This window comes from Olsenella profusa (genome assembly GCF_016900315.1).
In the GTDB taxonomy this organism is placed as follows: Bacteria; Actinomycetota; Coriobacteriia; order Coriobacteriales; family Atopobiaceae; genus Thermophilibacter; species Thermophilibacter profusus_A.
Genome location: NZ_JACSNQ010000014.1, coordinates 15,881 through 29,618, shown reverse-complemented (window position 1 = coordinate 29,618; position 13,738 = coordinate 15,881). Strand labels below are relative to the sequence as shown.

The 13,738-nt window shown below is 71.1% G+C and carries 11 protein-coding genes; all 11 read right to left on the bottom strand.

Features of this window, described 5'->3' with window-relative positions; genetic code table 11:
- Positions 1–19 precede the first annotated feature (19 nt).
- Complete coding sequence (locus H9X80_RS06885) at positions 20–1,621, bottom strand: helix-turn-helix domain-containing protein (protein ID WP_204793609.1); 1,602 nt, start codon at positions 1,619–1,621, stop codon at positions 20–22.
- Position 1,622: 1 nt separating this feature from the next.
- Positions 1,623–4,115 (bottom strand): FtsK/SpoIIIE family DNA translocase, encoded by a 2,493-nt coding sequence (locus H9X80_RS06880; protein WP_204793608.1) that lies wholly within the window; start codon positions 4,113–4,115, stop codon positions 1,623–1,625.
- Positions 4,116–5,780 carry a ribonuclease J gene (locus tag H9X80_RS06875; RefSeq protein ID WP_204793607.1) on the bottom strand — a complete coding sequence of 555 codons (1,665 nt, stop codon included), beginning with the start codon at positions 5,778–5,780 and terminating at the stop codon, positions 4,116–4,118.
- 534 nt (positions 5,781–6,314) lie between these two features.
- Entirely contained in the window at positions 6,315–8,555 is a 2,241-nt protein-coding gene (locus H9X80_RS06870) for a polyribonucleotide nucleotidyltransferase (protein ID WP_204793606.1), read from the bottom strand.
- Between the two features lie 153 nt (positions 8,556–8,708).
- On the bottom strand, positions 8,709–8,987 hold the full coding sequence (gene rpsO, locus H9X80_RS06865; RefSeq protein WP_204793605.1) for a 30S ribosomal protein S15: 279 nt from the start codon (positions 8,985–8,987) through the stop codon (positions 8,709–8,711).
- Between the two features lie 196 nt (positions 8,988–9,183).
- Positions 9,184–9,903 carry a gamma-glutamyl-gamma-aminobutyrate hydrolase family protein gene (locus H9X80_RS06860; protein ID WP_204793604.1) on the bottom strand — a complete coding sequence of 240 codons (720 nt, stop codon included), beginning with the start codon at positions 9,901–9,903 and terminating at the stop codon, positions 9,184–9,186.
- Positions 9,904–10,063: 160 nt separating this feature from the next.
- Positions 10,064–10,813: a DNA repair protein RecO gene (gene recO / locus H9X80_RS06855; protein WP_204793603.1), complete on the bottom strand. Its 750-nt coding sequence runs from the start codon at positions 10,811–10,813 to the stop codon at positions 10,064–10,066.
- Positions 10,814–10,815: 2 nt separating this feature from the next.
- Positions 10,816–11,766, bottom strand: coding sequence for a GTPase Era (era, locus tag H9X80_RS06850; protein ID WP_204793602.1), 951 nt, complete (start codon positions 11,764–11,766; stop codon positions 10,816–10,818).
- Between the two features lie 52 nt (positions 11,767–11,818).
- Positions 11,819–12,193, bottom strand: coding sequence for a diacylglycerol kinase (locus H9X80_RS06845; protein ID WP_204793601.1), 375 nt, complete (start codon positions 12,191–12,193; stop codon positions 11,819–11,821).
- Complete coding sequence (ybeY, locus tag H9X80_RS06840; RefSeq protein WP_204793600.1) at positions 12,190–12,738, bottom strand: rRNA maturation RNase YbeY; 549 nt, start codon at positions 12,736–12,738, stop codon at positions 12,190–12,192. The genes H9X80_RS06845 and ybeY overlap by 4 nt, the downstream gene beginning before the upstream one ends.
- Positions 12,719–13,696, bottom strand: coding sequence for a PhoH family protein (locus H9X80_RS06835; protein ID WP_204793599.1), 978 nt, complete (start codon positions 13,694–13,696; stop codon positions 12,719–12,721). Before H9X80_RS06835 ends, ybeY begins: the two co-directional genes overlap by 20 nt.
- Between the last annotated feature and the right edge of the window lie 42 nt (positions 13,697–13,738).

Sequence of the window (13,738 nt, the reverse complement as noted above, 5' to 3'; positions counted from 1 at the left end):
CGAACCTTGTGGGCGGGGTCTACGCGCCGGCCCCCGCGCCTCCCGCGGCAGCCTCCGCACCGGACTCGGGGTCCGTCGCGTCCTCGGGAAGCGGCGTCCCCTCGATGGTGAGCGCCGCGCGCCCGCCGGCGTGCGAGGAGAAGTCGCGCCGCTCGCCGTTCTCCGTCACCGTGACGGCGGCGGGGTTCGTCACCTGCACCGTGATGGAGTCGTGCACCGTGTAGGAGGCGCTCCACGGCCCGGTCAGGCTGTCGGCGACCTCCGAGACGCCGTCGCAGGTGACCTCAACCCAGGAGACCTCGCCGCTCGCCACGGAGACCTCGACGACAGTCTCCTCGGGCTCGGCGACGCCCTGCGCGTCCGCGTCGGCGTCGGCGTCGGAGCCGGCCTCCGCGTCCGCGGCGCCCGTGCCGGGCTCGTCGCCCGTCTCGGCGTCCGAGCCCGCCCCCTGGGCGTCGGGGTCCGCCTCCCCTCCCGCGTCGTCGGAGGTCCCGGTGGTGTTCACCTGGACGACGTGGCCGGGCTGGGCCTCCTGGCCCCCTCGGTTCACGCACGAGCTCACCGAGAAGACGAGGATGGCCGTGAGCACCGCGGCCAGCAGCAGGATGAGGGCGAGAAGGGCGCGGCGCGGGTCCGAGAGGAACGCGTCGAGGACGCCGGCAACCCCGGAGCGCTGGCGCCCGCGGCCGACGGGGGCCCCGGAGCGGGAGCGGGCCGCCCGGCGCTGCACGTTGGGACGCTCCACGCGCGCGATGTTGCGCGAGGAGCGTCGCCCAGAGAGGGTCGAGGCGGGCGCATAGGGGCTTGCGTGGTCGTCGTAGCGCAGGTCGTCGGTGTACTCGCCGGAGCCGACGCGACGGGTGCTCACGTCGTCGCGCCGGTAGAGGCGGCCGGTCCTCGCCCGGCTGCGCCCGCCGTCGCGCTCCTCGGGGTAGGAGTGCTGCTGGCCCTCGTTGAGCAGGCGGCTCGCCTGGTCGTTGGGGCGCCTGCGGCGGTTTGCGGCACGGCGGCGGGCGGTGCTCGCGGGGGCGTGGTCGGACGGGGCCCCGGTGTTGTAGGGGTGCCCGTCGACGCGCTCGCGGGCCACGTGGCCGTAGGGGGCGGACGAGGCGTAGGACCCGTAGGCGCCCCGGGTGCCCGGGGCCGCGGACCCCACGCCGGCGAGCGGGACCGACGTGCGCGGACGGGCGGGCGCCGTGGTGGCGAAGTCGCCCATGTCGCCGGCGGGGCCGCCCGAGGTGGGCAGCAGCGGCCGGTACTCCACGTAGGCCTTCGGGCGCGAGCCGGCCTCGTTCACGAGGTCGTAGCCGGAGACGCCCCGGCCGGACTGCGTCTGGCGCGTGCGGCGCCTGAGCTCGTGGGACGAGGTGCCGTGGCGGTACTGGTAGATTTCCTCCTGGAAGAGGTCCACGATCTCTCGCGCGTTGAGGCCGAGGTAGCGTGCGTAGCTCGAGAGCATGCCCTGGGCGTAGCCGCTCTGGGGCATGTGGTCGTAGTCGCCCTCCTCGAAGGCTATGAGCACGTCCTCGCGCAGCTTGAGGATGCGCGAGGCCTGCGAGACAGAGAGCCCGAGCTCGTGACGACGCGCCACGAGCGCCTCGCTGAACCGCGGACGAGCCATGTCACTCCACCTCCCGATAGGCGGCCTCTGCCGCCTGCAGGTCCTCGAGGCCCTCCTTGTCGAGAAGGACCTCGCGCGGCTTCGAGCCGTTGGCCGGACCCACGACGCCCTTCGCCTCGAGCATGTCCATGATGCGCCCGGCGCGCGCGTAGCCCACCGAGAGGGCGCGCTGCAGGCCCGAGGTGGAGCCCAGCTGGGAGTCCACCACGATCCGTGCCGCCTCCCAGACGAGGGGGTCGTCGTCCCGGGCGGCCGCGGGGTCCCCCGAGCCGGGGGCGGTGGGCACCACGGCGGTGAGGATGTCCTCGTGGTAGTCGGCGGCCACCTGCCCGCAGATGAACTTCACCGTCTGCTCGATCTCCTCGTCGGAGACCCAGCAGCCCTGGGCGCGCCGCGGCTTCTTGCCGCGCAGCTTGACGAGCATGTCTCCCTTGCCCAGGAGCTGCTCGGCGCCCTTCTGGTCGAGGATGATGCGCGAGTTGATGGAGTTGTCCACCGAGAGCGCCACGCGGTTGTCAATGTTGGCGCGGATGAGGCCGGTGACGACGTCGGCCGAGGGGCGCTGGGTGGCCACGATGAGGTGGATGCCGGCGGCGCGGCCGAGCTGGGCGATGCGCACGATGGAGGACTCGACGTCCTTTCCGGCAACCATCATGAGGTCGGCGAGCTCGTCGATCACGATGACGAAGTAGGGCATGTGCTTCGGCGGGTTCTCCATGTCGGCGTACTTGCCACCGTCCACGTTGCCGTTGTAGGTCTTGATGTCGCGCACCTTGTAGTGCTCGAAGACCTTGAGGCGGCGCTCCATCTCGGTCACGCCCCACTGCAGGGCCGAGGCCGCCTGGCGCGGCTCGGTGACCACCGGGACGTAGAGGTGCGGCAGGCCGGCATAGCCGGTGAACTCGACGCGCTTGGGGTCCACCATGATCAGGCGCACCTGCTCGGGGGTGGCGCGCATGAGCATGGACATGATGATCGCGTTGAGCAGCACCGACTTGCCCGAGCCGGTGGTGCCGGCCACGAGCAGGTGCGGCAGGCCCGCGAGGTCAACCACGATGGGCCGGCCCTCGGAGTCGCGCCCGAAGGCGCAGTCGAGCGGGCCGCCCGTGGCGTAGGGCAGGACGTCCGAGAGAAAGACCGGCTGGGGCTTCTCGTTGGGGATCTCGATGCCCACGAGCGAGGTGCCCGGGATGGGCGCGAAGATGCGCACGGACTTGGCCGCGAGCGAGAGCGCGATGTCGTCCTCCAGGTTGACGATCTTGCTCACGCGCTCGCCCTCGCCCATCGAGATCTTGAACGTGGTGACCGAGGGCCCGGCGATCCAGCCCTCCACCCGCGACGTGAGGCCGAACTCCTCGAGCGTCGCCTGGAGCTTCGCGGCCGTCGAGGTGAGCTCGTCCTCGTTGGCGTAGGAGCCGGAGGCGTCGGGGTTCACGCGCAGGATCGAGAGGGGCGGCAGCTCGTAGCTCTCGTCGTCATCGCCGGGGCGGTGGATCGTCTTCGGGGCGGCAGACGCGGCACGGCTCTCCCCCTTGGGCGCGCGGCCGGCCCTGCCCGCGCGAGCCGCGCCGCCCTTGTCGGCGCCGGACAGGAAGGACGGGACGGAGCCCGCGCCGGCGTCGTTCTTCTCGCCGTGCGCGGTGCGGTCGAGCAGGGTGGTCTTGGCCTCGGCGTCCGTGGCGTCAAGCAGGGTGGCCCTGGTCTCCCCCACCGCTGCGCCACGGCTGCGCGAGCCGCGCCGCAGAACCGACGTCTTGCGGTTGCCGATGAAGCTCGTCTGGGCGGCGCCGTCCTCGTCGAAGAGCGAGCCCTGGGCGGGAGGCTCCGGCCCGTCGTCTGCCACGGCGTCAATGATGCGCTGGTCACGGCGCTCGCGCGAGCGCTCCTCGTGGGCCTGGGCCGCCGCGGTGATGCGCGCGCGGGCGCTCGCCACCACGCCGGAGACGGAGAACCCGCAGACGACGACGCCCGCGACGATGACGCCGACGAGCACCACGTTGCCCACGACCGGGCCCACGAGCTCGAGCAGGGCGTACGCGACGGCCCCGCCCACGTAGCCGCCCGCGCGCTCGGCGGCCGCCACGGCGAAGACCGACGCGGGGTCGGCCTCGGCACCCGGGAGGTTGAGCGAGACCATGGCGAGCACGGCCAGCACGATGAGGGAGAGCCCCAGCGCCACGCGCCCGGAGACCGGCTCGTCGCCGCCGAGGAAGAAGGTCATGGCAAAGGCGAAGAGCGCCACCGGCACGAGCGGTGCCGCGGCGCCGAAGGAGAGCGCCAGGAAGTCGTGGACCGCGCTCGTCAGCACCGCCTGGGTGGGGAACAGGAGCGCGGCGAGAAGCGCCACGGCCACCACCGCCACCACCACGCCGAGGATGTCCCCCTGCGCGGTGCCGACGAGGCTCGCCGCGGCCGCCTGGCGCCCGCGCGGCGATGCGCCGCGGGCCTTGGACTTGGGCCGTTTTGCTGCGTTTGAGGTGCGTTTGGCCGGCATCTAGACCTCCATCACCACCGGAATGATCATCGGCCGCGTGTGCGTCTTGTTCCAGAGCAGGTTGGAGAGGGCGTTGCGGACGCCGCGCCTGAGCGCGTCGATGCTCGCGCCGTCCCCGGAGGCGAGCTTGCCCACCTGCGCGCGCACCGCGTCGGCGGCGTCGGAGAGCAGCAGCTCGTCGGTCGAGGACGAGACGCCGCGCCCGGAGACCTCCACGGCCTCCACGCGGCGGTTGCGCTTGGAGACCACCACGGTGCAGGTGACCACGCCGTCGGCGCCGAGCTTCTGGCGGTCGCGCAGGACCGTCGGGTTGGCCTCGGTGACCGTGCCGCCGTCCACGTAGACCACGCCGGACTCCACGGCACGGCCGCGCCGCACCTTGTGGCGCACCATCTCGAGCGAGTCGCCGTTGTCCAGCACGAAGATGCGGTTCTCCGGAACGCCCATCTGGCGCGCGAGGTCGGCGTGGGCGCGCAGGTGCTGCGCCTCGCCGTGGACGGGCATGAAGTTGCGCGGCTTGGCCATGGCGAGCATGAGCTTGAGCTCCTCCTGGCTCGCGTGGCCCGAGACGTGCACGGTGCCCTTGGACTTGTCGTAGATCTCGCAGCCAATCTTGGAGAGCGAGTTGATGATCGACTGCACGCTCTTCTCGTTGCCCGGAATCGGCGTGGCGGAGATGATCACCGTGTCGGACTCGTGGATGGAGAGCGACTTGTGCTCGCCGGTCGCCATGCGCGCCAGCGCCGAGAGCGGCTCCCCCTGGCTGCCGGTGCACAGCACCACGATCTTGTCGTCGGGGATGCGGTCGACGTCGTAGGCGTCGATGATGTTCTCGTCGTCGATCTTGAGGTAGCCGAGGTCGCGGGCCACCTTGGTGTTGGTGACCATCGAGCGGCCCGTCACCACGACCTTGCGGCCCACCGCAACCGAGGCGTCGCAGATCTGCTGGAGGCGGTGGATGTGGCTGGAGAACGCCGCCACGAAGACGCGCCCCGGCGCGTTCTTGATGACGTGGCGCAGGTCGCGCCCCACGGCCGCCTCGGAGGGGGTGAAGCCCGGCCGGGTGGCGTTGGTGGAGTCGGACAGCAGCAGGTCGACCCCCTGGGAGCCGAACTTGTTGATGGCATGGAAGTTCGGGCGGCGCCCGTCGATCGGCGTCTGGTCGAACTTGAAGTCGCCGGTGTGCATGACGGTGCCCGCCGGCGTCTGGATGAAGATGCCGAAGGCCGCCGGGATGGAGTGCGTCATCGAGAAGAACGTGACGTTGAAGGCGCCGAGGGTGACCTGGGAGCCGTCATGGACCTCGCGGGTCTTGGGGTTCTTTATGTTGTGCTCGTCAAACTTCCCCTGGATGATCCCGAGGGTGAGCTTACTCGAGTAGATGGGCACCTTGCGCGTGAGGTCCTGCAGCAGGTACGGCAGGGCCCCGGTGTGGTCCTCGTGACCGTGGGTGATGATGATGCCGCGCAGCTTCTCCTCGTTCTCCAGCACGTAGGTGTAGTCGGGCAGGATGAGGTCGATGCCGGGCTGGCCCTCGTCGGGGAACATCAGGCCGGCGTCCACGAGGATCATGTCGTCCCCGTACTCGAAGGCCGTCATGTTCTTGCCGATGCCGTCAAGGCCCCCGAGGGGGATGATCTTGAGCGCTATGTCCTTCTTTGGCATTCCTGGGTGGTTCCTTTCGCAGAGCCTGACTTTTCATATAAGACGGCCGGGCGTCGCTGACACGCCCGGCCGCAGCCTTTGCGCATACGGCTTGTATTGTAGACGAGAAGGACGCGCGCCCGCCGCGCCCCACGAGAGTTTCACGCGGGAGTCGTGGCGTAATCCGGGGAGATGGTTGACTGTGGCCTGTCTGCGCGCTCGACTCATGGCCCTGCCACGCCACAGGCGCTCTTGACACGTTGAAAGTCACGTTCTTCTCGCCTGAAGCGTGACATTGGACGAGTTGGGCCCACGCGGCTCGCTCGATGTCACGCTCCATGGGCGAGAAGCATGACTTTGGACGAGTTGGGCCCACGAGACTCGCTCGATGTCACGCCCTTCTCGCCAGGGCCCTTCTCGCCGGGCATGGAAAGCGCCCCGGGGCGCCTGCGAGAGAGCATCGCGTGCGTGCTTCTCGGAGGAACGCCTCGGGGCGCTCGGGGCGCCTGGGGTGCGAGACTGCCTCAGGTGCGGGGTCGCCTGGGGTGCCGGCGCCTACGCCCCGTGGTGGCGGCGCGGGCGCGGCTTGTCGGTGCCGCCCGCCTCGCCGCGGTCGCCGGGGTGACGGCGCGGCCCGCGGTGCTCGCGGCGCGGGCGGTCCTTCTCGCCACCGTTGCCGCGGCCGTGGCCGGAGCCGGCCGGGGCCTCGGGCTTGTCGATGCGGTCGAGGCTGATCTTGCCCTTCTCGTCGACCTCGAGGACGCGGACCTTGACCTCGTCGCCGATGTTGAGGACGTCCTCAACCTTGTCCACGCGGCCCTTCGCCACGCGGGAGATGTGCAGCAGGCCGTCCTTGCCGGGCACGAGCTCGACGAAGGCGCCGAAGGACTGGATGCCCACGACGCGGCCGGTGAACTCCTCGCCCACCTCGGGCACCTTGACGATGGCCCTGATGCGCTCGGCCGCGGCCTCGGCGGACCCGCCGACGCCGGCAACGAAGACGGTGCCGTCCTCCTGGATGTCGATGGAGGTGCCGGTGTCGTCCTGGATGCTGCGGATGACCTTGCCGCCCTTGCCGATCACGTCGGAGATCTTGTCGGCGGGGATGGAGAGCGTGAGGATCTTGGGCGCGGACTCCTTGGTCTGGGAGCGCACGCCGGGCACGGCGTCGAGCATGGCGTCGAGGATGAACATGCGGCCCTCGTGCGCCTGCATGAGCGCGGAGCGCAGGATCTCGGGCGTGAGACCGGTGGCCTTGTTGTCCATCTGCATGGCCGTGATGCCCTTAGGTGTGCCGGTGACCTTGAAGTCCATGTCGCCGAGGAAGTCCTCGAGGCCCTGGATGTCGGTCAGGACGACGGTCTTGCCCTCCTCCTGGATCAGCCCCATGGCCACGCCGGAGACCGGGCGCTTGAGCGGCACGCCGGCGTCCATGAGGGCGAGCGTGGAGCCGCAGGTGGAGGCCATCGAGGAGGAGCCGTTGGACTCCATGACCTCGGAGACCACGCGGATGGTGTAGGGGAACTCGTCCTCGGACGGGATCACCGGCAGCAGGGCGCGCTCGGCGAGGTTGCCGTGGCCGATCTCGCGGCGCTTGGGGCTGCCCATGCGGCCGGTCTCGCCGGTGCAGTACGGCGGGAAGTTGTAGTGGTGGATGTAGCGCTTGCCATCGACGGGCTCGATGGTGTCGAGGCGCTGCCACTCGTTGAGCATGCCGAGGGTGCAGACGGAGAGCACCTGGGTCTGGCCGCGCTGGAAGAGGCCGGAGCCGTGGACGCGGGGCAGGTAGTCGCCCTTGATCATGAGCGGGCGCACCTCGGTGGGGGTGCGGCCGTCGACGCGCTCGCCGGTCTCCACGACCATGAGGCGCATCGCGTGCTTCTCGAGGGCCTTGAGCTCCACGGGGATCGCGCGGCCCCACTGGGCCTGCTCCTCCTCGGTGAACTCGGCCCTGATGGCGTCCTTGAGGGCCTCGACCTTGCCGATGCGGCTCTGCTTGTCGGCGTCCTTGAGGGCGGCGGACATCTCGTCGTAGTGGGCGAAGACGCGGTCGTGGACCTCGGGCACGGGCTCGTCGAGGACGTACTCGCGCACGGGGAACTCGCCGTTGACCTCGCGGCACTTGGCGAAGAACTTCTCCTGCTCGGCGCAGAACGCGGCGATGGCCTCCTGGCCAAAGGCCATGGCGGCGAGCATGTCCTCCTCGGAGATCTCCTCGGCGCCGGCCTCGAGCATGGAGATGAAGTCGGCCGAGCCGCCGAGCTCGAGGTCGAGGTCGGAGTTGTCGCGCTCCTCGTAGGTGGGGTTGACGATGAACTCGTGGGTGTCGCGGTCGCGGCCGATGCGCACGCACGCGAGCGGGCCCTCGAAGGGCACGCCGCCCACGGTGAGGGCCGCGGAGGCCGCCATCACGCAGATGGTGTCCACGGGGTTGACCTGGTCGGCCACGAGCGTGGTGGCCACGACCTGCACCTCGTTGCGGAAGCCGGCCGGGAAGCTCGGGCGCAGCGGGCGGTCGATCATGCGGGCCGTGAGGGTGGCCTTCTCGGACGGGCGCGCCTCGCGCTTGAGGTAGCCGCCGGGGATGCGGCCCACGGCGTACATCTTCTCGATGAAGTCGACCGTCAGCGGGAAGAAGTCGTAGTCCTTGCGCTCCTTGGAGACCACCGCGGTGAGCAGCACCGTGGAGTCGCCCGCCTTGACGAGGCAGGAGCCGGTGGCCTGCTTGGCCAGCTCGCCGGTCTCGAGGGCGTAGTGCTTGCCGTAGAGGTCGAACTCGTGTGTAACCTTTGCCATTTCCCTTTTCCCTTATCTCCGCCTGCCCCGTTGCAGGCGGGCCGTCGTGGCGGCCTCCCGCGGCCGCCGTGCGGGCCGGATGCCCGCGGTGCGCCTCCGCTGGTCTCGGGCGCACAGAGAAGGGCGCCCGCAGGCGCCCTTCGAAGTACCCACTTACTGGATGTTGTCGCGGATGCCGAGACTCTTGATGAGCGAACGGTACTGCTCGATGTCACGCGCCTTGATGTAGGACAGCAGGCGGCGGCGCTTGCCGACGAGCATCAGCAGGCCGCGGCGGGTGTGGAAGTCCTTGGGGTGCGTCTTCATGTGCTCGGTGAGGCCCTTGATGCGCTCGGTGAGCAGGGCGACCTGGACGTCGGCGGAGCCGGAGTCCTTCTCGTCCTTGCCGTAGGTGGCCACGAGCTCGGCCTTGCGCTCCTTGGTGACTGCCATGGTAAAGCTCCCTTCACATAGATTCGCCCCGAACTGGGATGGCCGTCTGGCAGCGGCGGGCCTCCAGGTACGGGGTACTGACCTAGCGCAGTGTAGCACAAGGTGGCGCCGGGGCGGGCGGGCGCGCGTCCTGCGCGGCTTCTCCACGAGCGGGCGAGAAGCACGACGGGGGCGCGCGACCCCCTCGGGCCCGCGCCTACCCGCGGGCCGCCGCCACGAGGGCCGAGAAGATCTTGCGGCTCGGCTCGTCGACCCTGTGGGCGAACTCGGGGTGCCACTGCACCGCCCAGAGGAAGCGCGACGCCGGCCGCCACACGGCCTCGACCACGCCGTCGGGCGCCTCGGCCATGACCCTGAGGTCGGGCGCCACCTCACGGAGGGCCTGGTGGTGGTAGCTGTTGACGGCGAGCTCGCCGGCGCCCACGCACGCGGCGAGCGGGGTGGCCGGGAGGACCTCCACCGTGTGGACGGGCTCCTCGTAGGGCGGCTTGCCGTGGTGTTCCACCGCAGACGGCCGCTGCCGGGGCAGGTCCTGCCAGAGCGTCCCGCCAAGCGCGACGTTCAGCGACTGGATGCCGCGGCAGATGCCGAGCGTGGGCACGTCGCGCGTCACGAGGGCGGGCACGAGCACGGACTCCATCGCGTCGCGCGCGAGGCAGAGCTCCCCGCAGAGAGCGGCGGCCGCGGGGTCCCTCTCGCCGTAGCGGGCCGGGTCGACGTCCTGGCCGCCGGTCAGCACGACGCCGTCGACCGCGTCGAGCGCGCGGGCGAGCAGGGCGGGGTCGGCGGTCAGCGGCAGCATGACGGGGACGCCGCCCGCCTCGGCCACGGCGTCGAAGTAGCCGGGCAGCATCCACAGGCTCCTGCGCTCGTGGTCGACGAGCGGCGTGACGCCGATGACGGGCAGATCTGACATGGGGGTTCCCTCCCAGGGATCGGTGCGGGCGCGGTCGGGCGCCCATTATGCAGCATGCGGCGCGCGGACGGGCCCACAGCCCGAAAAAAGCGCGCTCTGCGGGGCCGCCCGCGGACGCCCGGGACGCCCCCCTCGACGGGCCCGGCGGTGCCCTCGGCGCTCACGCGCCGGCGAGAAACTCCATCGCGCGCAGGCGGCAGTCGAGGTGGGTGGCCGCCCAGGAGTGCGCGAGCGCGAGCAGCAGCGCGGCCGTCCCGCCCGGCACCTCGGCGGCGAGCAGGTCGTCGAAGGTGCAGGTGAGCATCGCGCGCAGCCAGGACACCTCGGTGGCGGAGAGCTCCTGGGCGCCCGCCACCTCGCGGGCGCAGCTCGCGCAGAGCGTGCCGCCCGCGGACGCCGAGAAGTACGTCACGTCCGCGTCCCCGCACGCGCAGCAGCAGGAGAGCTCGGGCCGCCACCCGCCGTGCGCGAGCGCCTTCCAGGCGTAGGCCGCGGCCACGAGGTCGAGGTGCGCGCGGTCCGCCGCCTGCTCGCAGGCCGTGAGCGCGCGGGAGCAGATCGGGTAGAGAAATCCGTCCGGGGCGTCCTCGTAGCAGGTGAGGCGTGCCACCTCGGCCACGGCGCTCGCGGCTGCCACGCGCTCGTAGTCCCCGCGCAGCCCCACGTGCGGCTCCACGAGCGCGGCCTCGCTCACCACGTCGAGGGAGCGGCCCGCCGCCAGGAGGAAGTCGGTCTCGCAGAAGAGCTCGACGCGCGCCGCGAGCCGGCCGCCCGGCCTGCGCGCGCCCTTGGCCACGGCACGCAGCTCGCGACCGTCGGCGGCGAGCAGCGTCAGGATGAGGTCCGTCTCGCCAAGCTTGGTGCGGTCGAGCACGACGGCGCGGGTGCGGAAGGTGCGCCTCCCCGCCACGCCTAGTCCTCCTCGACCCCGTAGCCGAGGCGGCGGATCTCGCGCTCGTCGCGGCACCACTGCGGGGCCACGCGTACGGTGAGGTCGAGGTAGACCCTGCGGTCGAGCAGCCGCTCGATGTCGCGGCGCGCCTCGATGCCCACGCGCTTGATCATCTGGCCGCCGCGGCCGAGCACGATGGCCTTCTGGCCCTCGCGCTCCACGAGGATCGTGGCCTCGATCGAGGCGTGTCCGTCCGCGGCCACCTCGATGCCCTCGCAGAGCACGCCCACCGAGTGCGGCAGCTCCTGGCGCAGGTGCAGGAAGAGCTTCTCGCGCACGAACTCGGCCACGAGGTCCTCAGGCGTGGCGTCCACGTCCATGCCGTCCGGAAACCACTTGGGGCCCTCCGGCAGGTGCGCGGAGACCAGCCCCACGAATGTGTCCACGTTGAAGCCCTCGGTGGCCGAGACCACGAGCTCGTCGTCAAAGGGACAGAGGGCGCGGGCCGCGGCGAGCTGCGCGGCGACCTGCTCGGGGCCGGCGACGTCGGCCTTGGTGAGGACGAGCAGCTTGTAGTCGGCGTCGGCGGACGCCACGTGGCGGGCCACCCACTCGTCGCCGCGGCCCACCGGCTTGGTGGCGTCCACGAGGAAGGCCACCACGTCGGCGTCGGCGAGCTCGCCAAGGGCGGCGCGGTTGAGCTCGCTGCCGAGGGCGTCCTTGGGCTTGTGCAGGCCCGGCGTGTCGATGATCACGAGCTGCGAGCGCTCTGTGTTGATGACGGCCCGCATGCGGCGGCGCGTGGTCTGCGCCACCGGGCTCGTGATGGCCACCTTCTCGCCCATGCAGGCGTTCAGCAGCGTCGACTTGCCGGCGTTGGGGCGGCCCACCAGGGCCACGAAGCCGCTCCTGAAGACGGGCTCGTCCCTCTCGGCACGCTCGGGCCGCCTGTCTGCGTACTTGTCGCTCATGAGTACCTCCCGGGGCCGCACGCCCCGACGTCGCGGACGGGAAGGCCCCGCCCTAGGTGAGAATCGCGTTGGCGAAGACGAGGACGCCCACCACGGCCACCAGCAGCGAGAGCACCCACACGGCGGCGGCCGCGATGTCCTTGGCGCGGCCCGCGAGCGGGTGGAACTCCGGCGAGACCAGGTCGACGACGGTCTCCACCGCGGTGTTGAGGAGCTCCGCGGTTATGACCACGCCGCAGCACAGAAGGATGATCGCCCAGCTCACGAGGTCGATCTGGAGGACGAGGCCCGCAGCCACCGCACAGGCGCCCACGGCAAGCATCACCTTGATGTTGCGCTCCGTGGACACCGCGGTGCGGAAGCCCTGGATGGCAAAGAGGAAGCTCTTGCGGAAGCTGGGGTGGTCGCTGTTGGAGCCGGGGATCACTCGTCCATCCCCTCCCGGTGCCTCGTGAGGACGACGCGGTCTATGGGGGCGTCGCAGCCCATGCCGGAGAGCAGCTCCTCCTCGCGCACCTCCATCGCCTCGGCCTCGTCCTCGTCCAGGTGGTCGTAGCCGAGCAGGTGCATGAGGCCGTGCGTGAGCAGCAGCCGGCACTCGTCGGCCTCGGTGGTCCCGAAGGCGGCCGCCTGGCGGGCGATGTAGGTCGGCGCGAGGACCACGTCCCCGAGCTCGCAGGGCTCGCCGGGGGCGAGGGACGGGTCGTCCGGGCGCTCGCACTCGAGCGAGATCACGTCCGTGGCGCGGTCGACCCCGCGCCACTCGGCGTTGAGCTCGCGGATGCGGCCCTCCCCCACGAAGGAGACGGACACCAGGCACGGCCGCGTGACGCCCTCCTCGGCGAGCACGTGGTCGCAGCAGGCCGTGACCTGCCCCTCGGTGAGCGGGGCGGACACCCCCTCCTCGCAGACGAGGTCGTACTCGTGGGCGGGCGCGGGCGTGACGCGCTGATCAGCCTCGGCGTTCGGCATGGGTCTCCCCCCTCGATGCGGCGTCGCGCGCGTAGGCGTCCACGATGCGCGCCACGAGCGTGTGCCGCACGATGTCGTTTCTGTCCAGCTCGACGAAGGCCACGTCGTCGATGCCCCGCAGGACGCGCCGAGCCGACTCCAGCCCGCCCACGCCGGGGAGGTCGCGCTGCGAGGCGTCCCCGGTGACGACGAACTTGGACGAGAAGCCCAGGCGCGTGAGGAACATCTTCATCTGCTCGGGCGTGGTGTTCTGGGCCTCGTCGAGGATGACGAAAGCGTCGTTGAAGGTGCGCCCGCGCATGAAGGCGAGCGGCGCGATCTCGATGACGCCCTGCTCGATGAGGGCGTTGCCGCGCTCCATGTCCGTCATGTCGAAGAGCGCGTCGTAGAGCGGGCGCACGTAGGGGTCGAGCTTCTCCTGCAGCGTACCCGGCAGGTATCCCAGGGACTCGCCGGCCTCGACCACCGGGCGCGCGAGCACGATGCGCCCCACCTCGCGGCGCTTGAGGGCCGCCACGGCCATGGCCATGGCGAGGTAGGTCTTGCCGGTACCCGCGGGGCCGATGCCGAAGGTGATAGTGTTGGCGCGGATGGCCTCCACGTAGCGCTTCTGGCCGGCCGTCTTGGGCCTGAGGGCGCGCCCGCGATAGGTGAGCAGGATGTCGTCGGAGCCGAGGTCGAGCCGGGCGGCGCCGTGGCGGACGTGGTCGACCACGAGGTCGACGTCTGAGGCCGAGGGCGTCTCGCCGGCCTCCACCAGGCGGATCAGGCGCGAGAAGACCGAGGTCAGCTGGTCCACCACGTCGGCGGGGCCCGAGAGCGTCACCTGGTTGCCGCGCACCGAGATCATCGCGTCGAAGGCCGCCTCCACGCGGCGCAGCAGGGAGTCTGCCGGCCCCATGAGGGCGGTCGGGTCGACCGAGTCCGGGATGGTAAGGCGAACCTGGGTGGGCTCCATGCTCCTCCTGAAACGACGTGTTCTGCCCTCGATGATAGCCGA

Excerpts from the sequence above, each read along its gene's own strand:
- H9X80_RS06885 (WP_204793609.1), bottom strand. The coding sequence starts at position 1,621 with ATGGCTCGTCCGCGGTTCAGCGAGGCGCTCGTGGCGCGTCGTCACGAG.
- H9X80_RS06880 (WP_204793608.1), bottom strand. The coding sequence starts at position 4,115 with ATGCCGGCCAAACGCACCTCAAACGCAGCAAAACGGCCCAAGTCCAAG.
- H9X80_RS06875 (WP_204793607.1), bottom strand. The coding sequence starts at position 5,780 with ATGCCAAAGAAGGACATAGCGCTCAAGATCATCCCCCTCGGGGGCCTT.
- H9X80_RS06870 (WP_204793606.1), bottom strand. The coding sequence starts at position 8,555 with ATGGCAAAGGTTACACACGAGTTCGACCTCTACGGCAAGCACTACGCC.
- rpsO (WP_204793605.1), bottom strand. The coding sequence starts at position 8,987 with ATGGCAGTCACCAAGGAGCGCAAGGCCGAGCTCGTGGCCACCTACGGC.
- H9X80_RS06860 (WP_204793604.1), bottom strand. The coding sequence starts at position 9,903 with ATGTCAGATCTGCCCGTCATCGGCGTCACGCCGCTCGTCGACCACGAG.
- era (WP_204793602.1), bottom strand. The coding sequence starts at position 11,766 with ATGAGCGACAAGTACGCAGACAGGCGGCCCGAGCGTGCCGAGAGGGAC.
- ybeY (WP_204793600.1), bottom strand. The coding sequence starts at position 12,738 with ATGCCGAACGCCGAGGCTGATCAGCGCGTCACGCCCGCGCCCGCCCAC.
- H9X80_RS06835 (WP_204793599.1), bottom strand. The coding sequence starts at position 13,696 with ATGGAGCCCACCCAGGTTCGCCTTACCATCCCGGACTCGGTCGACCCG.